Source organism: Streptomyces sp. NPDC045967, from assembly GCF_056430495.1.
On sequence record NZ_JBWKLE010000031.1, the window covers coordinates 1 to 23,560 of the forward strand.

The 23,560-nt window shown below is 73.0% G+C and carries 22 protein-coding genes; 9 read left to right on the forward strand and 13 right to left on the reverse strand.

Annotation, left to right across the window (positions count from 1 at the left end; all coding sequences use genetic code 11):
• Positions 1–174: 174 nt before the first annotated feature.
• Positions 175–1,422 (forward strand): CapA family protein, encoded by a 1,248-nt coding sequence (locus AC07FY_RS31895; RefSeq protein WP_479013578.1) that lies wholly within the window; start codon positions 175–177, stop codon positions 1,420–1,422.
• 67 nt (positions 1,423–1,489) lie between these two features.
• On the opposite strand, the gene AC07FY_RS31900 is transcribed toward AC07FY_RS31895, so the two are convergent.
• Positions 1,490–2,395 (reverse strand): SCO1860 family LAETG-anchored protein, encoded by a 906-nt coding sequence (locus tag AC07FY_RS31900; RefSeq protein WP_479013581.1) that lies wholly within the window; start codon positions 2,393–2,395, stop codon positions 1,490–1,492.
• Between the two features lie 282 nt (positions 2,396–2,677).
• The gene (locus AC07FY_RS31905) at positions 2,678–3,775 is read right to left on the reverse strand and encodes an amidohydrolase family protein (RefSeq protein ID WP_479013584.1); all 1,098 of its coding nucleotides are present in this window, start codon (positions 3,773–3,775) and stop codon (positions 2,678–2,680) included.
• A gap of 64 nt (positions 3,776–3,839) precedes the next feature.
• Between AC07FY_RS31905 and AC07FY_RS31910 the strand changes: the two genes are divergently transcribed.
• Positions 3,840–4,922, forward strand: coding sequence for a pyridoxal-phosphate-dependent aminotransferase family protein (locus tag AC07FY_RS31910; protein ID WP_479013587.1), 1,083 nt, complete (start codon positions 3,840–3,842; stop codon positions 4,920–4,922).
• Between the two features lie 49 nt (positions 4,923–4,971).
• Here AC07FY_RS31910 and AC07FY_RS31915 read toward each other — a convergent pair whose 3' ends face one another.
• From AC07FY_RS31915 to AC07FY_RS31935, 5 genes are all read right to left on the reverse strand, one after another.
• Positions 4,972–6,027 carry an aminotransferase class V-fold PLP-dependent enzyme gene (locus tag AC07FY_RS31915; RefSeq protein WP_479013590.1) on the reverse strand — a complete coding sequence of 352 codons (1,056 nt, stop codon included), beginning with the start codon at positions 6,025–6,027 and terminating at the stop codon, positions 4,972–4,974.
• A gap of 69 nt (positions 6,028–6,096) precedes the next feature.
• A complete protein-coding gene (locus AC07FY_RS31920) occupies positions 6,097–6,804 on the reverse strand; it encodes a DsbA family oxidoreductase (protein WP_479013593.1) in 708 nt (235 codons plus the stop codon).
• A 73-nt stretch (positions 6,805–6,877) separates the two neighbouring features.
• On the reverse strand, positions 6,878–7,489 hold the full coding sequence (locus tag AC07FY_RS31925; protein ID WP_479013647.1) for an N-acetyltransferase family protein: 612 nt from the start codon (positions 7,487–7,489) through the stop codon (positions 6,878–6,880).
• Positions 7,474–8,922 carry a peptidoglycan D,D-transpeptidase FtsI family protein gene (locus AC07FY_RS31930; RefSeq protein WP_479013596.1) on the reverse strand — a complete coding sequence of 483 codons (1,449 nt, stop codon included), beginning with the start codon at positions 8,920–8,922 and terminating at the stop codon, positions 7,474–7,476. The genes AC07FY_RS31925 and AC07FY_RS31930 overlap by 16 nt, the downstream gene beginning before the upstream one ends.
• Positions 8,923–9,072: 150 nt before the next feature.
• Complete coding sequence (locus tag AC07FY_RS31935; protein WP_479013599.1) at positions 9,073–9,855, reverse strand: IclR family transcriptional regulator; 783 nt, start codon at positions 9,853–9,855, stop codon at positions 9,073–9,075.
• A gap of 127 nt (positions 9,856–9,982) precedes the next feature.
• Here AC07FY_RS31935 and AC07FY_RS31940 point away from each other — a divergent pair, with 127 nt between their 5' ends.
• The 4 genes from AC07FY_RS31940 (at position 9,983) to AC07FY_RS31955 (ending at position 13,459) form a co-directional block, all read left to right on the forward strand.
• Positions 9,983–11,524, forward strand: a complete 1,542-nt coding sequence (locus AC07FY_RS31940) for an aldehyde dehydrogenase (NADP(+)) (RefSeq protein ID WP_479013602.1) — start codon at positions 9,983–9,985, stop codon at positions 11,522–11,524.
• A gap of 110 nt (positions 11,525–11,634) precedes the next feature.
• Entirely contained in the window at positions 11,635–11,856 is a 222-nt protein-coding gene (locus AC07FY_RS31945) for a hypothetical protein (protein ID WP_479013604.1), read from the forward strand.
• A 62-nt stretch (positions 11,857–11,918) separates the two neighbouring features.
• Positions 11,919–13,169, forward strand: a complete 1,251-nt coding sequence (locus AC07FY_RS31950; protein WP_479013649.1) for a TerD family protein — start codon at positions 11,919–11,921, stop codon at positions 13,167–13,169.
• A 113-nt stretch (positions 13,170–13,282) separates the two neighbouring features.
• Positions 13,283–13,459 (forward strand): hypothetical protein, encoded by a 177-nt coding sequence (locus AC07FY_RS31955; RefSeq protein WP_479013607.1) that lies wholly within the window; start codon positions 13,283–13,285, stop codon positions 13,457–13,459.
• A 59-nt stretch (positions 13,460–13,518) separates the two neighbouring features.
• Here AC07FY_RS31955 and AC07FY_RS31960 read toward each other — a convergent pair whose 3' ends face one another.
• Positions 13,519–14,958, reverse strand: a complete 1,440-nt coding sequence (locus tag AC07FY_RS31960) for an alkaline phosphatase PhoX (protein ID WP_479013610.1) — start codon at positions 14,956–14,958, stop codon at positions 13,519–13,521.
• Positions 14,959–15,294: 336 nt separating this feature from the next.
• Positions 15,295–16,782 (reverse strand): hypothetical protein, encoded by a 1,488-nt coding sequence (locus tag AC07FY_RS31965; RefSeq protein WP_479013613.1) that lies wholly within the window; start codon positions 16,780–16,782, stop codon positions 15,295–15,297.
• 450 nt (positions 16,783–17,232) lie between these two features.
• On the opposite strand from AC07FY_RS31965, the gene AC07FY_RS31970 reads away from it, so the two are divergent.
• Together AC07FY_RS31970 and AC07FY_RS31975 are read left to right on the forward strand one after the other, a co-directional pair.
• Entirely contained in the window at positions 17,233–19,074 is a 1,842-nt protein-coding gene (locus tag AC07FY_RS31970; protein ID WP_479013616.1) for an endonuclease/exonuclease/phosphatase family protein, read from the forward strand.
• 262 nt (positions 19,075–19,336) lie between these two features.
• On the forward strand, positions 19,337–19,591 hold the full coding sequence (locus tag AC07FY_RS31975) for a hypothetical protein (protein ID WP_479013618.1): 255 nt from the start codon (positions 19,337–19,339) through the stop codon (positions 19,589–19,591).
• 138 nt (positions 19,592–19,729) lie between these two features.
• Here AC07FY_RS31975 and AC07FY_RS31980 read toward each other — a convergent pair whose 3' ends face one another.
• Genes AC07FY_RS31980 through AC07FY_RS31995 form a run of 4 tightly spaced genes read right to left on the reverse strand, consistent with a single transcriptional unit; the run spans position 19,730 to position 23,008 of the window.
• Entirely contained in the window at positions 19,730–20,971 is a 1,242-nt protein-coding gene (locus AC07FY_RS31980) for a tyrosine-type recombinase/integrase (RefSeq protein WP_479013621.1), read from the reverse strand.
• Positions 20,971–21,165, reverse strand: coding sequence for a helix-turn-helix transcriptional regulator (locus tag AC07FY_RS31985; RefSeq protein WP_479013624.1), 195 nt, complete (start codon positions 21,163–21,165; stop codon positions 20,971–20,973). Before AC07FY_RS31985 ends, AC07FY_RS31980 begins: the two co-directional genes overlap by 1 nt.
• A complete protein-coding gene (gene repSA, locus AC07FY_RS31990; protein ID WP_479013627.1) occupies positions 21,162–22,589 on the reverse strand; it encodes a replication initiator protein RepSA in 1,428 nt (475 codons plus the stop codon). The genes AC07FY_RS31985 and repSA overlap by 4 nt, the downstream gene beginning before the upstream one ends.
• A complete protein-coding gene (locus AC07FY_RS31995) occupies positions 22,586–23,008 on the reverse strand; it encodes a hypothetical protein (protein WP_479013630.1) in 423 nt (140 codons plus the stop codon). Before AC07FY_RS31995 ends, repSA begins: the two co-directional genes overlap by 4 nt.
• Positions 23,009–23,175: 167 nt before the next feature.
• Between AC07FY_RS31995 and AC07FY_RS32000 the strand changes: the two genes are divergently transcribed.
• Entirely contained in the window at positions 23,176–23,532 is a 357-nt protein-coding gene (locus AC07FY_RS32000) for a GntR family transcriptional regulator (RefSeq protein WP_479013633.1), read from the forward strand.
• The last annotated feature ends 28 nt before the right edge of the window (positions 23,533–23,560 follow it).

Genomic DNA, 23,560 nt, shown 5'->3' on the forward strand with positions numbered 1-23,560 from the left:
GCCACTCTACCCCTCCCCCGCCCCCTCCCCGCCCCGTTGGCTCCCACCCCCCCCCCGCCCGGGGGGGGGGGGGGTTCCCCCCCCCCCCCCCCCCCCCCCCCCCCCCCCCCCGCGCCTACGATGGCGGCCGGGGACGGGTGACGCGGACCCGGGGGTCGAGGACAGGGGGCGGCGATGAGGACATCCGCGCGGATAGGCGTGGCGGTGGCCGGGCTGGCGGTCGTGGGCGGCGCGGCGCTGGCCGTGCCGCGCCTGCTCGGCGACGGCGCCGGGCCGGCGGCCCCGCCGGAGCAGCGGCTCGGGCGCGGGACGGGTACGGCGGCCGGCGCCACGCCGCCGGCCCCGGAGCGGCCGGGGCAGGGGCAAGGCCGGCCGTTCACGCTGGTGGCGACCGGCGACATCATCCCCTACCCGTCGATCATCCAGCGGTCCGCGGACGACGCCGGCCAGGCCGGGGAGTACGACTTCCGGAAGATATTCGCCGGGGTCCGGCCGCTGGTCTCCGCCGCCGACCTGGCGCTGTGCCACCACGAGATACCGTACGGGCGCCCCGGCGGCCCCTACACCGGATACCCGCTGTTCAAGGCCCCGCACCAGTTGGCCGACGCGCTGAAGGACGCCGGGTACGACAGTTGCTCCACGGCCTCGAACCACACGCTGGACGCCGGCGACGAAGGCCTCGCGCGCACCCTCGAGCACCTCGACCGGGTCGGCATCGCGCACGTCGGCTCCGCCCGCAGCGCGCAGGAGGCGGCGGCCCCGGCCTGGATGTCGGCCGGGGGCGCGAAGGTCGCCCAGTTGGACTACACCTACGGCACGAACGGCATCCCGCTTCCCGAGGGCAAGCCGTGGGCCGTGAACCTCATCGACACGGACCGGATCCTGGCCGACGCCCGCGCCGCCCGGGCCGGCGGAGCGAACGTGGTGGTGCTCAGCCTCCACTGGGGCACCGAGTGGCAGACCGCGCCCGACGAGCAGCAGCGCGAGTTGGCCCAGGTGCTGACCGCCTCCCGCGGACCGGACGGGCTGCCCGACATCGATCTGGTGATCGGCACCCACAACCACGTCCCGCAGCCCTACGAGAAGATCAACGGCACCTGGGTGGTCTTCGGCATGGGCGACCAGGTCGCCAGTTTCGTGCCGGCCGACAAGCTGCGCGGGAACCAGTCGTCGGTCCCGCGCTTCACCTTCGCCCCGGCGGCGGCCCACGCCGGCCGCTGGGAGGTGGTGAAGGCGGAGTTCCTCACGCAGTACTCGGACACGGGGCCGCCGTTCCGCGTGGTCTGCGCCTCCTGCGCGGCCTCCGACACCGCGCTCCCCGCCGCCAAGCGCAGCGAGTACGCCCGGATCGACCGCCAGGTCACCGAGGCCGTGCTGTCCCGGGGCGCGGCCGCCCAGGGCCTGGAGCACGCCGCCCGCTGAGCACTCCCCTCCGCGTGCTCCGCGGGCGGCGCCCGGCCGCCGCGGTGTCAGCCGGCGCGGCGGCGGGTCACGACGCCCGGCGGCGGGTCACGACGAGCGCGCCGCCGCCGATCCCGAGCAGGACCAGCGCGCCTCCGGCGACGTAGGGGGTCAGCGAACCGCCGCCGGTCTCGGCCAGGTTGGCGTCGGTGGTGACCGGTGATCCGCTGCCGGTCGCGGTCTGCGGCTTGAGGTCGGGCTTCGTGGACGGTGCGGGAGCCGGGGCCGCCGGGGACTCGCAGTGCGCCTCGGCGAGCACGATCTCGCCCTCCACCTCGGCCACGTTCAGCTTGAGCGGGTTCACCGACACCTTCAGCCGCAGTGCGGCCGCGGCGGCCGTCGTGGAGGTGGTCTCGGTACCGGACAGCTCCAGGCTGACCACCCCCACGCCCGGCACCTCGACCTTGGTCGGGCCGCCCGTCGACAGGGTGATCTTCTTGCCGAGCGCGGTGACCGTCCCGAGGACGTTGGAGGTGGCCACCGGCTGCTTGCCCGCCTCGCAGACGGCCTTCGAGGTGACCTTCTCGACCTCGAGGAGCGAGAGGGCCGGCAGCCCCGGCACGTGCACGCGGGCCTTGGCGAGGTTGGCCTCCGCCTCGGCCCGGGACGTGTCGGCGGTGGCCTTGGACGTGGCCACGTCTGCGCGGAGCACGCTGACCGGCGCACCGCCCTCGACGCCGTCCAGGGTGACCGTCAGCGCCGTCTTCTCGGCCTTCGCCGGGGCGCTGACCTCATTGAGGGTCGCCTTCAGCGGGACGTGCACGCTCTTGTTGAGCAGGCCCACGTCCAGTCCGGTGCGCAGGACGACGGCGCCGGCGCTGCCCTCGCTCCGGCCGCCGCCTCCCGTGGCCGCGGCGGGCGGAGCGGTGAGCAGGGCGACCGCTCCCGTGGCGAGCAGGACGGCCGCGGGCATGCGGAAGGTGTTGCTGTTCAAGGTGGTGGAACCCCCGGGGAGATGGGTGCCGTCGCGCCGCCATGGGGGACATCGCGCGCGCCGACGGCTTCGTCCCCGGAATCTTTACGCACCCTGGGTGAACGGAAAGGCACTGCACGTGAGTTCACCCCAATGGGTGGTTTCCACGCACACATTCGAATGCAGACGCCTCAGGAGGAACGCGAGTTCCCTCCTGTCGCAGCCCCGCGGGGAGAACGGCCCGCTGCAACGACCGCCGGGCGGCGGACGTCACGCCGCGTCAACACCGCACCGCCAGCCGGCTCAGGCCCGCACCGCGCCGTTCACCACCACCCGCAGGGGCTGCGCGAGCGCCCGTACGTCGGCCCGCGGGTCGGCGGCGTAGACCACGAGGTCCGCGGGCGCCCCCTCCTTGAGCCCCGGACGCCCCAGCCACGCGCGTGCCGCCCAGGTCGTCGCCGACAGGGCTTCGAGCGCCGGGATCCCGGCCTTGACCAGTTCCTCGACCTCCGCCGCCACCAGGCCGTGCGGCAGCGAACCGCCCGCGTCGGTGCCGACGTACACCGGGACGCCCGCGTCGTAGGCGGCGCGGACGGTGTCGTAGCGCCGCTCGTGGAGCCTGCGCATGTGCGCCGACCACCGCGGGAACTTGGCCTCGCCGCCCGCCGCCATCTTGGGGAAGGTGGCGATGTTCACGAGCGTCGGCACGATGGCGACCCCGCGCTCGGCGAACAGCGGGATGGTGTCCTCGGTCAGGCCCGTGGCGTGCTCGACGCAGTCGATGCCCGCCTCCACGAGATCGCGCAGCGAGTCCTCCGCGAAGCAGTGGGCCGTGACCCGGGCGCCCAGCCGGTGCGCCTCGGCGATGGCCGCCTCCACCTCGGCGCGGGGCCAGCACGCCGCCAGGTCGCCGGCCTCGCGGTCGATCCAGTCGCCCACCAGCTTCACCCAGCCGTCGCCGCGTTGTGCCTCGCGGCCCACGTAGGCGACGAGGTCCGGGGGCTCGATCTCGTGGGCGTAGTTGCGGATGTAGCGGCGGGTCCGCGCGATGTGCCGGCCCGCCCGGATGATCTTGGGCAGGTCCTCGCGGTCGTCGATCCAGCGGGTGTCGGAGGGGGATCCGGCATCGCGGATGAGCAGGGTCCCGGCGTCGCGGTCGGCCAGGGCCTGGCGTTCGGCCGTCCCGGCGTCGACCGGGCCGTGGGCGTCCAGGCCCACGTGGCAGTGCGCGTCGACCAGGCCGGGGAGCACCCAGCCGGTCACCGTGGTGGTCGCGGTCGCGGCGGCGCGCGGGCGCTCGTAGGTGATCCTGCCGCCCACCACCCACAGCTCGTCGCGGACCTCGTCGGGCCCGACGAGCACCCGCCCCTTCACGTGCAGCACATCGCTCACATCGCTCATGGCGGCACTGTACGGGCGCGCTCGATACGCTCTGCGGGTAGCCCCGGACGAAGAGAGCACCACCGTGACCCACCCCCTGCTGGACCTCCCGCCGCTCACCGCCGAGCGTTTCGCCTCGATCGAGCGGGGGGTCGCCGGTCTCCTCGCCACCCGGCAGGACGTGGTGATCACCCAAGGGGAGGCGCTGCTGCCGCTGGAGGGGTGCATCCGCTCGGGCGCGCGGCCCGGCTCGACGGCGCTGAACGTGGTCACCGGGCCGTACGGGACCACCTTCGGCAACTGGCTGCGCGACTGCGGTGCGCGGGTGGTGGACCTGGAGGTCCCCTTCGACACGGCGGTGACGGCCGACCAGGTGGCGCGGGCCCTGGCCGCGACCCCGGAGATCGACTTCGTCTCGCTGGTCCACGCGGAGGCGGCGACGGGGAACACGAACCCGGTCGCGGAGATCGGCGAGGCCGTACGGGCGCACGGGGCGCTGTTCATGCTGGACGCGGTGGCGTCGGTGGGCGCGGAGCCGCTGCTGCCGGACGCGTGGGGCGTGGACCTGTGCGTGATCGGGGCGCAGAAGGCGATGGGCGGACCGGCGGGCGTGTCCGCGGTGTCCGTCTCGGAGCGGGCGTGGGCCCGCTTCGCACAGAACCCGGCGGCTCCGCGCCGCTCCTACCTGTCGCTGCTGGACTGGAAGGAGCGCTGGATCGACACCGGGCGCAGGGCGCTGCCGCACGCGCCCGCGCAGATGGAGATGCTGGCACTGGAGGCATGCCTCGAACGCATCGCGCAGGAGGGGCTGCCGTCGGTCACGGCCCGCCACGCGGCCGCCGCGGCGGCGACCCGCGCGGGCGCGGCGGAGCTGGGGCTCGCGCCGTACGTGGGCCGGGCCGCCGAGGCCGCGCCGGTGGCGACGACCCTGCGGGTCGCGGACGCGTCGGTGGTGGTGGGCAAGGCCCTCGCCGCGGACCCGGCGGTCCCGCTCGCCGCGGGCGGCGGGGCGCTGGCGCGGGAGATGGTGCGGGTCAACCACTACGGGACCGCGGCCTCGTTGCCCGTGGTCGAGGCCGCGCTCACGTCGCTGGCGACCGCGCTGGGCACCGACCCGGCGGCGGCGGTCGCGGCGGCGGGCACGGCTTGGGCCGCCCGGCTCGGCTGACCCGGGTCGGCCGACCCGGGTCGGCCGGTCCCGCCTGGCGGGCAGGGCCTCAGGACAGGACGTCCAGCAGCCGGTCGACGTCCTCCTCGGTGTTGTAGAGGTGGAAGGAGGCCCGCAGCGCGCCCGCGCGGGCGGCGGTGGCGACGCCGGCCGCCTGCAGGGCCTCCTGCCGGCCGGCGAGGCCGGGCACGGAGACGATGGCGGCCCCGCCGGGCACGGGCTCGTGGCCGAGCGCCGCCAGGCCGGCCCGGTAGCGGTCGGCCAGGGCCGTGTTGTGGGCGTGGACGCGGCCGACGCCGATCCGCTCCAGCAGGGCCAGCGACGCCTCGGCCGCGTGGTAGGCGAGGAAGGCCGGTGACTCGTCGAAGCGCCGGGCGTCGTGGGCCAGTTCCGGCATCGGGCCGTAGGTGGCCTCCCACATGGACTCGGCCGCCACCCATCCGGCGTGCAGCGGGATCAGGGTGTGCTGGGCCTCGCGCGACACGGTCAGGTACGACGCCCCGCGGGCGCCGAGCAGCCACTTGTAGCCGGCCGTGACCGTGTACTCGTAGGGCGAGGCGTCCAAGGGCAGCCACCCCGCCCCCTGGGTCAGGTCCACCAGCATGCGGGCGCCGTGCGCGGTGGCGGCCTCGCGTACCGCGGCGAGGTCGGCCGTCCGCCCGTCGGCGGACTGCACGGCGCTCAGCGCGACCAGCGCGGTGCCCGGGCCGACGGCCTCGGCGACGGACTCCAGCGGGACGAAGCGCACCTTGAGGTCGCCGCGCACCACGAAGGGGTTGATGACGGACGCGAACTCGCCCTCCGGACAGAGCACTTCGGCTCCTTCCGGCAGGGACGCGGCGACCAGTCCCACGTGGGTGGCCACGGCCGAGCCGATGGCCACCCGCTCGACGTCGACCCCGACCAGCCGGGCGAAGCCGGCCCGGACCCGGTTCACCCGGTCGAAGTCGCCGAACCCGGCGGGGAGTCCGGCCCCCGCCGCGTCGGCCAGCTCGCGTACGGCCGCGACGGCGGAACGCGGGAGGATCCCGCAGGTGGCGGTGTTCAGGTAGACGGAGGAGTGGCCGAACTCGACCCGGACCACTTCGGCGAGGGAAAGATCCATGGGTCCACTGTGCGCCGCGAACGACCCGCCGTCCATTGCCTGATGAGGCATGCGGCCCCCAAGGGAGGCTTATGCCTGCGGGACCGCGCACGCGCCGTCGGGCGCGCACGCCTCCGCGTCCGCCGCCTGTTCCTCGATCCCGCGGCCCGCCCACGCCTGCTCCAGGGCCCGGGTGAACACCTCGGCCGGCTGGCCTCCGGAGATCCCGTAGCGGCGGTCGAGCACGAAGAAGGGCACGGCGTTCGCACCCAGCTCCGCGGCCTCGCGCTCGTCGGCGCGGACCTCCGCGGCGTAGGCGGAGTCGTCGGCGAGGACGGTACGCGCCTCGGCCGCGTCCAGCCCGGCCTCCACGGCGAGGGCGAGCAGCACCTCGGGGTCGAAGACGGACCGCTCCTCGGCGAAGTGGGCCCGGAAGGCGAGGTCGAGCAGTTCCTCCTGGCAGCCCCGGGCGGCGGCCAGGTGCAGCAGGCGGTGGATGTCGAAGGTGTTCCCGTGGTCACGCCCGTCGGTGCGGTAGGCAAGGCCCTCGGCGCGGGCGGCGGCCGCGACGTGCTCCTCCATGCCGCGGGCCTCGTCCAGGGTGCGGCCGTACTTCTTGGCGAGCATCTCCAGGACGGGCGCGGTGACGCCCTTGGCGCCGTTCGGGTCGAGCTCGAAGGACCGGAAGACGACCTCCACCTCGTCGCGGTGCGCGAACCGGGCCAGCCCCGCGGCGAAGCGGGCCTTGCCGATGTAGCACCACGGGCAGGCGATGTCGCTCCAGATCTCGACGCGCATGTTCCTTCTTCTCTCTCCGGGTCGGCGGACGAACAGCCGAACAGTTCCCCCTTCAACCATCGGGGGCTGCGTCTCATTCCCCGGACGGGCCGCTCGCAGGTGCTCCCGGCACCGTGAGCCGGAGGGTGAGGTGGGACCCGGAGGCGGCGCGGGCGGGCGGCGGGGCCGGGAGCCAGCCGTGGGCCGCGTAGAAGGCCTGGGCGCGCAGGTTGTGGGCGTGGACCTCCAGGCGGACCCGCTCGATCCCGGCCTGCCGCCAGGCGTCGAGACAGGCCGCGTGCAGGGCGGCGCCGGTGCCGCGCCGCCAGTGGCCCGGGTCGACGTGGAACTGCGTGAGGGTGGTGACGCCGTCCGCGGTCAGGAAGGCCGCGACGCCGATGACCTCGCCGCCCTGCTCCGCACACAGCACCCGTCCCTCGGCGGCGGGGCGGGCGACGGCCCGGGCCCACGCCTCGCGGGCACGGGCGTGGTGCAGGACGCCGGTGTAGGTCTCCTCGGGGACCCGGCCCCGGTAGTAGGTCGCACGGGCCCTGGTGTGGAGGGCGGTGATGGCGTCGAGGTCGGCGGGTCGCGCTGTCCTGATCACGGGAGGAGGAACGCGCCGGGGGCCGTGGCGGTTCCCGGCGCGTTCCTCGGCCGTGCGCGCGCCCGCCGGCGCCCGCCGGGCGGCTACTTCTTGAGCCAGGCCGCCATCATCTTCTGGGCGATCGGGGCGGCCAGCCTGCCGCCTCCGATCTCGGACCGGTCGGTGTCCGAGTTCTCGATCACGACGGCCACGGCGATCTGCCGGCCGCCCGCCTTCCCGTACGAGGTGAACCAGGCCAGCGGCGACAGGCTGTTGTTCACCCCGCGCTGGGCGGTACCGGTCTTGCCGCCCACCTCGGCGCCCGCCACCTGGGCCGGCTTGCCGCCGCCCTCGGTGGCGACCGTCCGCATGGCGTCGCGGAGCAGGGAGGCGGTCCTCTCCGCCATGACCCGCTGGGACGTGGGGTCCTCGAAGCTCTCCAGCACGTTGCCGTTGGCATCGGTGACCTGGGAGACCATGTGCGGGGCGACGAGCTTCCCGCCGTTCTCGATCGCGGCCGTGACCATCGCCATCTGGAGCGGCGTGGCCTGTACGTCGAACTGGCCGATGCCCGTCTGTGCGACCTGGTCGACCGACATCTTCTGCGAGGGGTACTTGCTGGGCGGGTTGGTGCGGACCGGGGTGTCGATCTGCGTGTTGAAACCGAGCTTCTCGGCCGTCGCCCGCATCTTGTCCTGGCCGAGCTTGGACGCCAGCTCCGCGAAGACGTTGTTGCACGACAGCCGCAGGGCGGTGCGCGCGGAGACGTTGTTGCAGGCGGCCGAGCCCGCCTCGCTGGGCAGCAGGGTGCGCGTGCCGGGGATGGTGTACGGGTCGGGGACGCCGGTCTGCCGGTCGAGGTCGGTGACCAGCCCGTTCTCGATCGCCGCGGCCAGCGTGACCAGCTTGAAGGTGGAGCCGGGGGCCTGCGGCTTGCGCAGGGCCACGTTCTCCATCGCCTTGCCCTTGTCGGCGGAGAGCTCCTCCCAGGCGGCCGCGTCGTTGGCGCCGGCGATCCGGCCCGGGTCGAAGGACGGGTTGTTGACCACGGCGAGGATCCGGCCCGTCGCGGGGTCGATCGCGACAGCGGCCCCCTGCTTGCCGTCGAGGGCGCCGTAGGCCGCCTTCTGCACGTCCGGGTCGATGGTGGTCAGGACGTTGCCCGGGGTGGCCCGCTTGTTGGTGAGCACGTCCATCATGGTCTTCAGGCGGCTGTCGGAACCGTTGAGGACGTCCTTGTAGATCCCCTCCAGCATGCTCGTGCCGTAGGCCTGGGAGCTGTAGCCGGTGATCGGCGCGTAGAGCGGGCCGTTGGTATAGGTCCGCTTGTACGCGAAGTCCTTGCCGCCCGTCGCCACCGAGCCGGTGATCGCCTCCCCTCCCACGATGATGTTGCCCAGCGGGTTCTCGTACTGCCCGATGAGGTTGCGCCGGTTGTGCTTGTCGTCTGCGAGGGCCTGGCCTTGATATGCCTGCACCCAGGTGACGCGGACCAGCAGGGCCAGCACCAGGAGCAGACAGAAGACCGAGGCACGCCTGATCGTCTTGTTCATCCCCCGGAAGGACGAACCAGCGGCCCCGGCCGTTCCGCTCTGCCCCGATTGTGGCGGGGTTCTCAGCTTTCCTTCATGAACCCGCCCCGGCCCGGCGCCCGGGAACCGCCTCCGCCGATCGGGGAACCGGTGCAGCCCACCGCACCGGCCTCACATCCGCCGCGTCACCACCGACAACCGGTCCCGCGCCTCGAACAGCGCCGCCTTGATGACCTGCTCGTGCTCCGCCGTCAGCCGCGCCACCGGGACCGAGCAGCTCACCGCGTCCCGCGCGGGCGTCCGGTAGGGCACCGCCACCCCGAAGCAGCGCAGCCCGAGCGTGTTCTCCTCCCGGTCCACCGCGTAGCCCTGCTCCCGCACCAGCGCCAGTTCCCCGATGAGCCGTTCCCGGTCGGTGACGGTGTGCTCGGTGACCGCCTCCAGCCGCTTCGGCAGCAGGCGGCGCACCTCCTCGTCCGTGTGCGTGGCGAGCAGCGCCTTGCCCAGCGCCGTGGAGTGCACCGGCAGCCGCCGGCCGACCCGGGTGAAGGGCCGCAGGTAGTGCCGGGAGGAACGGGTCGCCAGGTACACCACGCTCGTCCCGTCCAGCCGGGCCAGGTGGATGGTCTCCGTCGTGTCGTCGGAGAGCCGGTCCAGGGTGGGCCGGGCGGCCGCGACGACCTCGTCGCCGTCGATGTACGAGCTGCCGACCAGCAGCGCCCGGACGCCGATGCCGTAGCGCGTGCCCGTGGCGTCCGTCTCCACCCACCCCAGGTCCACCAGCGTGCGCAGCAGCATGTACAGGCTGGACTTGGGCAGGGAGAGGTCGTGCTGGATGTCGGCGAGGCTGTGCAGCCCCGGCCGCGCCGCGAAGTGCTCCAGCAGCAGGACCGTCCGCACCGCCGATTTGACCGGCGCCGCCGGGACCGTGCTTCCCGATTCGGTCGTCGTCATGCGTCTGCTTCCCCTCTGGCCGCCTCTTGTCACGCCGAGGACGCGGAAATAGAGTCCGCAGCAGATGTGATCATTCATCCACCGGAACGGCGTTCAGAATACTGAACGATCCAGGAGGCAGTGGGCCATGGCAGCGACACCAGTCTGGAGTGTGGACCCCCGCACCGGGAAGCAGCGCGAACGGGTTGCGGTCGAGGCCACACCTCGCGAGGTGGACGAAGCCGTACGGAACGCCCACGCCACCCGCGGCGCGCTCGCCGACGCCGCCGCCCGCGCCGCGTTCCTGCGCACCGCCGCCGACCTCCTCGGCGAAGCCGCCGCGGACGTGGTGGAAGCGGCGGACGCCGAGACCGCCCTGGGCCCCGGCCGGCTCACGGGCGAGCTGGCCCGCACCACCGGCCAGCTGCGCGCGTTCGCTGACGCCGTCGAGGAGGGCTCCCACCTCGACGTCCGGATCGACCGCGCCGACCCCTCCCTCAGCCCGCCGCGCCCCGAACTGCGCCGCTACAAGGTGCCGCTGGGCGTGGTCGCGGTGTACGCCGCCTCCAACTTCCCGCTCGCCTTCTCCGTCCCCGGCGGGGACACCGCGAGCGCGCTGGCCGCCGGCTGCCCGGTGGTCGTCAAGGCGCACCCCGACCACCCGGCCACCTCCGAGCTGTGCGCCTCCCTGCTGCGCCGGGCGGCCGTCGCGGCGGGCCTGCCGGCCGACGTCGTCTCCGTGGTGCACGGCTTCGACGCCGGCCTGGCGCTGATCCGCCACCCGCTGGTGGCCGCCGCCGGGTTCACCGGTTCCATCCGGGGCGGGCGCGCCCTCTTCGACGCGGCCGCCGCCCGGCCCGTCCCCATCCCCTTCCACGGCGAACTGGGCTCGCTCAACCCCGTCGTGGTCACCCCGGCCGCGGCCGTGGAGCGCGCCGAGGAGATCGGCGGCGGGCTGGCGGGCTCCGTCACCCTCGGCATGGGCCAGTTCTGCGTGAAGCCCGGCCTCGTCCTGGTGCCCGAGGGCCCGGCGGGCGACCGGCTCACCGCCGCGCTCGGGAAGGCGCTCGGCGAGACCGGGCCTGGGGTGCTGCTCGACCACCGGATGCGGGAGGACTTCGTCGCAGGGGTGCGCGCGCGGACCGCGCTGCCCGGGGTCGAGGCCCCGGTCCCACCCGGGTCCGGGGGCGAGCACACCGTCGGCGCCGGCTACCTGACCGTAGCGGCCGCCCGCCTCCTCGACGCTGCCGCGGGCGGGGAGTACGACGTCCTGCTGGAGGAGTGCTTCGGTCCCGTCACCGTCGTCGTGCGGTACGCCGACCAGCGGGAAGCCGAGCTGGTCCTCGGGCGGCTGGGCGGGAACCTGAGCGCGACCCTCCAGTTGTCCGCCGCCGAGACCGGGGGCGCCCCGGGCCCGGCCGCCGAGCTGATCGGGCGCGTCACGGAGCTGGCGGGCCGGATCGTGGTCAACGGCTGGCCGACGGGGGTCGCGGTGGCGCCGGCCCAGCACCACGGCGGCCCGTACCCCGCGGCGACCTCGCACTCCACCTCGGTGGGCGGGACGGCCATCGAGCGGTGGCTGCGCCCGGTGGCCTACCAGTCCGTACCGGACGCGCTGCTTCCGCCGGAGCTGCGCGAGGCCAACCCGCTCGGGCTGCCGCGCCGGGTGACGGAGGCCGCCGGGGGCTGACGGTTCCGGCGCCGCCCGGCCACCCCGCCCGGCCGCCCCCGACCGCCCGACCAGCAAGGACGCGAAAATCCCGTTGCCCCCACCGCACCCGGCGGGGCAGGCTGCGCGGCATGCCGAAACCCCAGGGATTCTCGTACGAACGCCACCGTGACGACTCCGTCGTCATCACCCACCACGGCCGCACCGCCGCCACGCTGCGCGGCAACCGGGCGGAGAAGTTCCTGGCCGAGGTGGAGTCGGGCGACGGCCAGCTGGTCATGGCCCGGTGGACCGGCGCGTACAAGTTCGGCAACGAGCGGATGGCGAAGAACCACCCTCGCAACTGGAGCTGAAATCCGTCGCGAGGCCAAGGGAACGGCACACCACCTCCGGTCGTTCTCCGGGCATGACCGCGATGACCCCTGGATCCAATTTGCCGCTCAATGCCGTCCGCGTGACGGTGGACGTGGCCGCGCCGGTACGGCTCGACGTATCGGGACTGCTCCTGACGGCGGACGGCAAGGTGCGCTCCGACGCAGACTTCATCTTCTACAACCAGCCCTCCGGGCCCGGTGTCAGCTACCGGTCGGGCGGTGGAGCGGCGCCGGACTCGATCACCGTGGACACCTCCGCCCTGCCGCCCGGGATCGAGCGGATCGTGGTCACGGCCAGTCCGGATGCCGCCGGGCAGAGCTTCCAGGGCGTCGAGCCCACCGCCACCGTGCGCAACGCGGACGGCGGAGCGGTGATCGCGAGCTTCACCCCGCCGCAGCTGGGCGCCGAGACGGCGCTCGTCGTCGTCGAGGTCTACCAGCGCGGCGGCGTGTGGAAGGTGCGCGCGGTCGGCCAGGGCTACGCGAACGGCCTGGCCGGGATCGCCACCGACTTCGGCGTCTCCGTGGAGGACGAGCCGGCCGCCGCGCCCGCCGCCCCGGCCCCCGTGGCCCCGCCCGCGCCCCCCGCCCCGCCGGCTCCCCCCGCCGGCTACCCGGCCTCCCCCTGGCTGGGCGGTGGGACGCCCGCGGCGCCCAGCGCCCCCGTTCCGCCCGCGCCGCCGGCGGCCCCCGCCCCGCCGGCCCCCGGCAGCGGCAAGATCAACCTCGACAAGGGCCGGGTCACCCTCCAGAAGAACCAGACCGTCTCCCTGGTCAAGGGCGGCCGTCCGCTGCTCTCGCAGGTCAAGATGGGTCTCGGCTGGGAACCGGCGTTCCGCGGCCGGGACATCGACCTCGACGCCTCCGTCATCGTGTACGGCCCGCAGCGCAACCACATCGACAGCTGCTACTTCGGCAAGCTGTCGATCCTGAACGGCGCCGTCAAGCACTCGGGCGACAACCTGACCGGCGAAGGCGCGGGGGACGACGAGGTCATCGTCGTGGACCTCGGCCGGATCCCCGCCGAGGCCACCGGCCTGGTCTTCACGGTGAACTCCTTCTCCGGCCAGAAGTTCACCGAGGTGGCCAAGGCCTACTGCCGGCTGATCGACGCGGCGAGCGGGGAGGAACTGGTCCGCTTCGACCTCACCTCCGCGGAACCGCAGACCGGCGTCATGATGGCCAAGCTCATCAAGCAGTTCAGCGGGGAGTGGGAGATGACGGCCATGGGGGACTTTGTGAAGTCCCGCACAGTGCGCGGCATGGTCAAGCCGGCCTCCCAGGCACTCTGAGCAGGTGGGCGGGCACGGGCGGCCGTCCGGCGCGAGCCGGGCGGCCACCCGGGTGATGGATGCCACGCGTAATCCGGAGGTGGCTGTCAGTGCCCGCCCGTAGCCTTGAAGGCATGGACCAGTCAGTCATCCCCGCAGGGCCCGCCCGCCCGTCCGCCGCAGAGGCGAACGAGGCGATACGGCTCCTTGTCGAGACCCGGGTGGACGACGAGTGGCCCTCGGAGGAGTACGAATTCCTGCTGACCGAGTGGGCCGCGGCCTCCCAGGCGGAGTTCTCCGCGACCCCGTAGGCGCAGACCCGCCCCGCGCGCGGGGCGGGTCGGTCGCGCCCCGCCCCGGGCCCCTCGCGTCAGTGCGCGCGCCGCCACGGACCGGTGATGGCCAGCAGGATGCCGGGATCCTGGAGGTTGGCGTACAGCGTGCGCCCGTCCGGGGAGAAGCAGACCCCGGTGAGCTCGGAGTACTCCGGCTCCTCCGGCGACCCGATGTTCAGCTCGTTGCGGGCCAGCGGGTAGGTGCGGCCCGATTCCGTGGCGCCGAACAGGTGCTGCAGCCCCGAACCGTCCTCGGCGACGACCAGCCCTCCGTAGGGCGAGACGGTGATGTTGTCCGGGCCGTCGTAGCCACCGCCCGCCGACGGGTCCGCGTTGACCCCGATCAGGACCGTCAGCCGGATCGTGCGCCGCTTGGGGTCGTAGAACCACACCTGGCCGTCGTGGGCCGCACCCGGGCTCTCGCCGCGGGCGTAGGAGGACACGAAGTACGCACCGCCGTCGGCCCACCACATGCCCTCGAGCTTGCGCCCCCGGGTGACGACGCCGTCGGCGAACTGCCGGCGCACCGGCACGGTCCGCGCGTCGCGGTCCGGTACGTCCACCCAGTCGACCCCGTAGACCGTGCCGATCCTGGTCGCGCGCGACAGGTCGTCGACGAACCGGCCCGAGCTGTCGATGCACTTGGCGGCCTGGAGCACGCCCGCGTCGGCGGCGAGCGTACGCAGCCTGCCCCGGCCGTGGTGGAAGCCGCGGGGCGGGGTCCAGCGGTAGAACAGCCCGTTGGGGCCGGAGGCGTCCTCGGTCAGGTAGGCGTGCCCCTGCCGCGGGTCGATGACCACGGCCTCGTGGTCGTACCGCCCGAAGGCCTTGACCGGCTTCGGGTCGCGGTTGGCCCGGCGGTCGTGGGGGTCGACCTCGAAGACGTAGCCGTGGTCCTTGGTCATGCCGTTGACGCCCGCGAGGTCGGAGCTCTCCTCACAGGTGAGCCAGGTGCCCCAGGGGGTGGCGCCGCCCGCGCAGTTGGTCGACGTACCGGCGATGCCCACCCATTCCGCGACCTCGCCGCCGCGCCGCACCTCGACGACTGTGCATCCGCCGGCGGCGGCCGGGTCGTAGACGAGGCCCTCCGCGAGCGGAACAGGCCGGGGCCACTTGGTCCGGGGTCCCTTGAGCTCGTGGTTGTTGACCAGCAGGGTGACCCCGCGGTGGCCTTCGAAGGCGGCCGTCCCGTCGTGGTGGGAGGGGGTGCTCTCGCCCGTCTCCAGGGTGGTCACGCCGCTGTGCGTGAGCACGCGGTAGGTGAAGCCGGCGGGGAGGGCGAGGATCCCGTCCGGGTCGGGCAGCAGCGGTCCGTAGCCGGGCTCGCAGGGCCGTCCGTGCGCGTCGCGGGCCGTGCTCTCGTCGGCTGCCAGCGCCCCCGGGGCGGTGGCGAGGGCGCCGACCGTCCCGGTGAGCGCGACACCCGCGCCGGCGATGACGGTCCGGGCGGTGAAGTCTCTGCGGCTGAGCGGCATCGGGTCTCCAGGGGTGGGGAGTGGTGCGCCTGTCGTGCAGTCGTCGGCGCACACGCTCCCGCCCGCACGTGAACGGCGGCTGAACTACCCGGTACGAGCGACCGACCCCCTCCCCGAAGCCGGAATGGCCAACTCCTCCCCGGGAAATGACGCATTGTCGATGCTCCGGCCACGGGCTGCTCACCCGCCACGCGGCCTGCAGCCGGGCACCCGACCCGCCGCCCGGCTCACCGTCCTACCGGTGTCCCGCGGCCGCCAGGGCTCCCGAGGCCACCGAGGCCACCGAGGCCACCGAGGCCACCACAACTCCCGCAGCTCCCGAAGCTCCGCGCCAAGCTACGGCTGCCGCGAGCGCGCCTTGAACGCCGCCTTGCGGGCTTCCTTGGCCGCCTTCTTGTCCGGGTGCAGCCGCCCCATCGACTCCAGGACGAACGCGGTCGCCGGGTGCTCGACCCGCCACACCTGCTCGAAGAACCCGCGGTGATGGGCGGTCAGCGTCTCCATCAGCACCGGCAGCTCCTCGGTCTCGCCGTCGGCGGCGAGCTGCGCCGCGATCGTGTCGACCGTCAGCCAGAAGACCATCGTCGCGTCCGGCGCCGGGACGTCGGCCGCACCGCGCTCGGCCAGCCAGACCCGGGCCAGCCCGCCCAGCTCCCCGTCGTCGAGCACCGCGCGGACCGCGGGCTCCGCCTCCGGCCCGGCCGGGGCCAGGGCCTGCTGGCAGCGCAGTCGGCGCAGCGGGGCACCGTCGTCGTCGCCGCGGGCGGCCGCCAGCAGTTCGGTGACGGCGGCGGCCGTGTCGCGGTCCGCCAGCCATGCCTCGATCTCGGCCTGCGCCGCGCCCTCGGGATAGTGGGAGACCGCGTCGAGCAGCGCGTCCGCACCCTTGCCGGCCAGTTCCCCCACGGCGGGGGCGTCGACCCCGGCCTCCAGCAGCCGGGCGCGGACCCCGTACAGCCCGAGCGGGGTCAGACGGACCATGCCGTAGCGGGAGACGTCCTCGTCGTCGACGTCGCCGCCGCCGATCTCCTCGTCGTCCGCCTCCGCCATGAGCTCCTCGTCGACGGGCCGGAACTCGACCAGCCCGATGGGCTCCAACTGCCGGAACTGGTCGTCGAGGCGCATCATCGCGTCCGAGACCTGCTCCAGTACGGCGTCCGTGGGCTCCCCCATGTCACCGGGCGCCACCATGGAGGCGGCGAGCACGGGCAGCGGAACCGGCTGGTCCGCCGCCCCGCCCTCGGTGACGGTGAGCAGGTAGAGGTTGGCGAGGACCCCGTCCAGGAAGTCCGCCTCGCGCCGCGGGTTCCAGTCCAGCCGGTCGAAGTCGATGTCCCCGCCCGCGTCCAGCGCGTCCACGAGGTCGTCCAGGTCGGGCACGGCCGCGTCGGCCAGCACGGCGTCCAGGGCCGCCAGCCACAGGTCGAGCACGTCTCCGGGTGCCCCGCGCGCCACCAGCGCGAGGTCCTCCCCCGGCGCGGCGGTGCCGAACCGCGCCCCGTCGTCCGCCGCTTCGGTCCGGTCCGCCCCGTCCTCCTCCGGCTCCGTCACGTCCACCAGACCCGTGTCCACGGCCACCCGCCACGCCTGGCTCGCGTGGACCGAGGAGTCCTGGTCGGCCGTGTCGAGGCCGAGCGCCGCGGCGGCCTCGGGGAGCTGCTCGGCGACGAGTCCGCCACCGGTGTCGACGCGGGTGCCGGGCCCGGCCCACCGCGCGAGCCGTACGGCGCGGGCGAACAGCGGGGCGACGAGGGCGTCGCGGGCCAGCTCCGCATCGGAGTGCAGCCGTACCGGCGGCAGCGTGGAGTGCGGCTCTGCGGACATGGGGCGGTTCTCCTCGCGGATCGCGGGCGCCGTGGGGCGGGGCGGCGGAATGGGGTCGTGCGGCGGGGTCGGCCGCAGGGCGCGGGGCCCTGACGGAGCGGTGACAGGCGGAGCGGTGACAGGCGTAGTGATGACAGGCTTCGTGGCGACGGGCGGAGCGGGACCGGACGGGTGCGGCCCAGCGTGAAGGCCGACCGGCAGACCGGCCGGCCGGCCGGCCCGTCCGGCGTCCCAGCGTAGACGCATTTCGGGCGGCCCCGGTGGGCGATTCCCTTTGGTTCATCCCACAGTCAGCGGCCGTCTTCCCTGGAGCCCTTGACAACTTTGCCGACCACACTGGAAATTGACGCGCGTAGATGTTTCGGGAGCCGACAGCCCCCGCAGACCTCCTGCCGCAGTCCCTCCGTTCCACCCCGCCGTCTCCCTCATCCCACACCGGAGTTCCCGCCCATGCGCTCCTCGCATCCCCGTTCCGCCGCCGTCGCGGCCCTCGTCGCCACCGCCCTGGCCACCGGCCTGCTGGCGGGTTCCGCCGGCGCGGCCGAAGGCTCCGCGGCCGACGGCCCGGTCCGCGTTCACGACATCCAGGGCGCCACCCGGATATCCCCGCTCGTCGGCAAGCAGGTCACCGACGTCGAGGGCATCGTGACGGGCGTGCGGGCGTACGGTTCGCGCGGCTTCTGGATCCAGGACCCGGACGCCGACGACAACGAGGCCACCAGCGAAGGCGTCTTCGTCTTCACCAACTCGGTTCCGACCGTCGCCGTGGGCGACGCGGTCAAGGTGTCCGGCCTGGTCGGCGAGTACGTGCCCGGCGGAACCGGCTCCGGCAACCAGTCGGTGACCCAGATATCCAAGCCGGCCGTGACGGTCGTCTCCACGGGCAACGCCCTGCCCGAGGCAGCCGCGGTCAACGAGTACTCGGTCCCCGCCGAGTACGCCCCGGCCGGCGACCCGGCCGCCGGCGGCAGCGTCAACGGCCTGCCCCTGGAGCCCTCGCGCTACGCGCTGGACTTCTACGAGTCCCTCGAGGGGATGAACGTCAAGATCGGCACCTCGCGGGTGGTCGGCGCCACCGACCCGTACGCCGCGCTGTGGGTCACCGTGAAGGGCTGGGAGAACCCCACCAAGCGCGGCGGCACGCTCTACGGCTCCTACGAGTCCCAGAACACCGGCCGGCTCCAGATCCAGCAGCTCGCGCCCCTCGCGCAGCAGCCCTTCCCGGTGGCCAACGTCGGCGACAAGCTGACGGGCACCACCGAGGGCCCGCTGGACTTCAACCAGTTCGGCGGCTACACCCTGGTGGCGCGCACCCTCGGCACCGTCACGGCGGGCACCCTGGCCCCCGAGAAGACCAAGGCGCAGGCCGACCACGAGCTCGCGGTGGCCACGTACAACGTGGAGAACCTCGACCCGTCCGACCCGCAGGAGAAGTTCGACGCCCTCGCCAAGGCGGTCGTCGAGAACCTCGCCTCCCCCGACGTCCTCGCCCTGGAGGAGATCCAGGACGACAACGGCGCCAAGAACGACGGCACCGTCTCCGCCGAGCAGACGCTGACGAAGTTCACGGCCGCGATCGCGGCGGCGGGCGGCCCGGCCTACCAGTGGCGGACCGTCAACCCGGAGGACAAGAAGGACGGTGGCGAGCCCGGCGGCAACATCCGCCAGGTCTTCCTCTTCAACCCGGCGCGGGTCTCCTTCACCGAGCGCGCCCCCGGTGACGCGGTGACGGCCACGGGCGTCGTCACGGAGAACGGCAAGACGCACCTCACGCACTCCCCCGGCCGCATCGACCCGGCGAACCCGGCCTGGGCCGACAGCCGCAAGCCGCTCGCCGGTGAGTTCACCTTCCGCGGCAAGACCGTCTTCGTGATCGCCAACCACTTCGGCTCCAAGGGCGGCGACGAGGGCCTGACCTCGCACCACCAGCCGCCGGCCCGCTCCTCCGAGGCCAAGCGGCTGCTCCAGGCCCAGGCGGTCAACGGTTTCGTCAAGGAGATCCTCGCGGCGGACAAGAACGCCGCCGTCGTGGTCCTCGGTGACATCAACGACTTCGAGTTCTCGGCGACGACGGCCGCGCTGACCGACGGCGGGGCGCTGTACCCGGCGATCAAGTCGCTGCCGAAGGCGGAGCGCTACTCCTACGTCTACCAGGGCAACTCCCAGGTGCTGGACCAGATCCTGACCAGCCCGGCGATCAAGAAGTTCACCTACGACAGCGTCCACATCAACGCCGAGTTCGCGGCGCAGAACAGCGACCACGACCCGCAGGTGCTGCGCTTCAAGCCGTAGCGCTGTCGGCAGCCCCCGCGGGCAGCCCTCCGGCCGCCGCGGGCGGCCCCACGACCGCAGAGGGCCCGGACGCCGTCCCGTCCGGGCCCTCTGCCCCGGAGCGCGGTGCGGGCGCCGCAGGAACCGTCGCCGGACAAGTCGGGGACTTTCGGCCCTGGCGTGACGCTCAACACATCCCTACCGAATCCCGCGCCGGTGGTGTTGAGTGTCCACACGCCCGAACTTGTACCGCCTTGTACCCCCACCCCGCCCGGAGGACCGCGTGTTCCCCTCCATCTCGCTCGTCCAGGAAATCGGCCTCGCCGTCCTGTTCGTGGCCGCCCTCGTCTGGGTGGCCGGCCTCGGCCACGTGCTGTGGGACAGCCGCTTCCACCATGCGGAGCCGGCCGCCTCCGAGGGCCTCCCGATGATCCCGGCCCAGCGCGGCCGGGCCTCGCACCCGATGGAGTCGGTGGAACTGACCGAGGCGGAGCAGCAGGCATTCGCGGGCCTGATCCGCACGATCCCGCTGCACTGACCCGCCCACCGACGACTGCGCACCGCGCACCGCGCACCGGGAAACGCCCTCCCACCCCGACGGGGTGGGAGGGCGTTTTGGATCACCGGCCCGTGCGGGTCAGTTGTGGCTGAACTGTCGTATCCGCAGGTCAGACGGCTAGTCAGCGCCTTGGGCCGTACCGGGGCCGTCATTCGCGGCATCGTCGCCCTTGAAGACCCGATCCACGGCGGCCCGCGTACGGGTCTCGCTCGTCGGCATCAGGTGCGTGTACGTGCGAAGGGTGAAGCTCGGGTCGTGGTGCCCGAGGTACTCACTCAAAGCCTTGATGCTCTCTCCCGCATCCAGGAGCACCGAGGCATAGAAATGCCTCAGGGCGTGCATCCCGTTCTCTCGCCCAGGAGCCACGTCGGCGAGCCGAAGCGCCGGCCGCCATACGCGCTCGTTGAAGTGCATCCGGTGCGGCGGCTTGCGGCGTGCGTCGAAGAAGAGCAGCGAGGCAGTGACCGGCGGCCCGTCCGGCGTCTTCCAGGGCAGGGTGATCTCGACGGGCGGCCGCTTGGTGATGTGCGCAGCGAGCGCGAACGAAACAGTCTCGGGCAACGGCACGTGCCGTTCCTTGCCTCCCTTCGGAGGGGCGAAGACCATCCGCGTGCCCTGGATCAGCTTGACCTGTCGGACGACGCGGACCAGACCGCCGAGAAAGTCGATGTCTTCCACGGCCAGACCGAAGATCTCCCCCTGCCTCAGCCCACAGCCAGCGCCGAGCGCCACCATCTCCTGATAGATCTCGGGCAGCGCTGCGTGCACCGCCATGACCCGGGCCGTGGTCCAGGGCGTCACCTTGCGGGGATCCAGCCGCGGGGCTCGTACGGATCGAGCACGGCAGGGGTTCTCGGCGATGATCCGGTCTTCGACGGCCGCAGTGAAGACGGCGGAGACATTCGCGAAGATGGACCTGCGGTAAGAAGCCGCCCGTCCTGTGGCCTCCAGCTCCCGCATCCAGATCCGGAGGTGGGACGGCCGGAAGGACGCCATCGGGCGATCGCCCAGGTACGGGAGCGCGTGCACGCGGAGCCGGATCTCCACGCTCTCCCGGGTCACGGGGTCCGTGGTCAACGCGGCCATCCAGCCCTTGACGTACTGGGCGAAGGTGACGGTGCCAGCCGCCGGGTCGATGTACCGGCCCTGCGACATGTCTGCCTCGATGTTGGCGAGCCAGGCTTCAGCTTTGCGCTTCTGCCGATCAGGGAAGGACTGACTCTTCTCCGAGCCATCAGGACCGACGTAGCGGGCCCTGTAGCGCAGCCCGATGCCAAAGCGGTCGGTCTTGACCTTGACCGGCTTGCCGTCCGGCCCCTGCTCGGTCTTGTACCAGCGGTCTTGAACGTGCCCGGCCATCAGGCAGCCCTTTCCATGAGGGAGTGAACCCAGACGCGCACATCTTCGGGGTCGTAGCGGACATGACGACCGACCCGGAAGCCGCGGGGCCCGGTGCCCTTACGGCGCCACTGGTAGACGGTTTCGAGCGGGACACCGAGAAGGTCGGCGAGGTCGACCGGCGTGAGGTACCGGGCGGGGAGCGAGCGCTTCACGCGAAGACCTCCGCGTCATCTCGTGCGGCCATCTCGGCGAGGGCTTCACGCGCTGCCTCCCGGCCGACCTTGAGATCTCGGGCGATGCTGGCGGCGAGCCAGGATTCGCCGGGCGTGTGCCCGTGTCCGGCGTAGGTCCAGTGGGCGAGGACCAACGTGGAGCCCTCCGAGGCGTCGTCGGGGTCAGGCAGGCCACGCTCCCGGCGTTCTTGTGCGGCGCGGTAGTCGGCGCGGGTCTGCCGCAGAGCGCCCAGGGTCGTGGAGTAGGCGCGGGACTTGGTGGAGAAGTGGCCCCGGAAGCCGAGCATGTGCGACCAGTGCGCGAGTAGCCGGTCCGGATATGCGGTGTCCAGGGCCCAGCAGGCTTCGATCAGGCGCCGGGTGTGCGCGGGGAGCTGAAGCTTGTCCAACTCGGCGAGTTCGCCGATCCGGCGGTCTGCGGTGCCGGTGGTCTCTGCGGCTTTGGTCGCGTACTTCGCGACGTACGAGGCTACGGCCGATTCCGTCAGGTCCTCGTGCCCGAGTCCGCCGATGGGCTGGACATCGACTTGCGCGCCCCAGGCGAGGGTTCGGGCGGGGAAGTCTCCGCCGGCCGGGACGCTCACGGCGACTCGAGCGGCGGCGGCGCGGATCGCATCGTCCAGCAGCGTCACTGAAGCCCATGCGGGCGGAGGAGTACCGGGCCCGTCCGGTCCGTCGAGGCGTACAACGGTGTGGAAGTGGACGGCTCCGCGCTTCTGGAACTCGGCAACCTTCCCGAAGGACACCCGACAGCAGTCGGCAAAGGCCCGCTGGGAGAGTCCGGCGCGGGCTGCGATCTCGCGGCGCAGGTAGATGGTGAAGCGCTGCCAGAGCTGTCCGGCGTAGTTGTTCCAGAGCACCGCGCCCGCGTAGTCGTACCGCGTCGGATCCAGCGCCGTGCCCAGGAGCGCGTCTGTCTCGTCGTGGGCGGTGCCGCAGCGGCAGCAGCCGGAAGACGGTCGGTTGTGGACCGGGCCGAACGAGGGGGCGGTGAGCGTGGCGAACACCCGGGGGTGCTCGCGGACCGCAGCGGGCACATCCTTGGCTTCGTCGCCGGAGATCCCGGCGCGGATCAGGTGGTAGGTGTCCCCCGCGTACGTCCAGGCGCAGGAGGGGCAGCGCGAGGCCCGCCGGTTGCCGCACGCGATCCGTAGCCGGCCGCCAGGCTCCGAGGCGGTCGAGTACGAGTAGAGGACGTCCCCCGTGCGGCGGTCTCGGGTGACGGTCGTGCCGGAGAGATGGATCGGGTCCGAGCAACCGCCGGTGCGGCGGACCTGGTCCCGCCACCGTTCGAAGCCGGGATCAGCTGCGACTCGCAAGAGGTCGGCCAGGGTGAGCGGGTCTGTTCCGACGGCCGCCGCCACATCAGCGACAGCGGCCGGAGCGACAGGGAAGCGGGTCACGCGGCTACCGCCACGAGCGGGGTGGTCTCGTAGATCGGCCGGTCTGCGCGCTCCAGGGCAGCGGCGCTGACTTCCTTGACGTGCCCGATCGTGACCATGGATGCCGTGCGCTGAGCCAGGTCGAAGCGCCTCTGGAGGGGGAAGCGGGCGACGTGAGCGGCCGTGTGGCGGGGCCTCGCCTCGTCCTCCACCCACAGCCGCATGTAGCCGTTCGCGCATGCAGCCGACTGGTACAGCTCTTCCAGTCCCAGGCGAGCAGCGCCCTGGACGATCCAGTCACACAGCTTCTCTTCGTCGGTCCTGCGGTACCGGTACGAGGTCGGCATGTCCGAGGCGTAGAGGGCCACGGTGCGCTCCATGTTCGACAGGTCGCAGACCGAGACACGGGCGGGCTGCACAGCCTTGAGCAATGCGGGCATGATGGAAGCTCCCTTCGAGGGACGGGAGCGGCGGACTGCTTGGCGGTAGGGCGCCGCTCCCAGCGAGACATCTCTAACTTCTCTTGTGTTACCTAGATTAGTAGAGATGACGAAGAGCACAAGCCCTTGGGGCAGACTTCTTTAGATCACTTAGATAACCTGGGTTTGTGACCGTGAGCCCAGATGATCCCCGCAGCGCCTACGCGCAGGTAGCCGACGACCTCCGACGGCAGATCGCGAGCGGAGCACTGACGGCCGGCCAGCGGCTCGACGGAAACGCCAAGCTGGCCGAGCGGTACGGCGTTGCAGCCATGACCGTTCGGCACGCGTTGGACATTCTTCGGGATGAAGGCTTGATTGTGAGCCAGCAGGGGCGCGGGACCTTTGTCGCCAGCGACCCACCCGCGGGCGAGGTGGAGCAGGCTCCGACCCTGGCCAACGAACTGGCCGAGATCAAAGCCGCGTTGGAGCTGATTAACTCGCGGCTCGACCGCCTCGAAGGGCACGTGGCCGATCTTCCGTGACCGCAGCGGACAGCCGGTCCACTCGCTG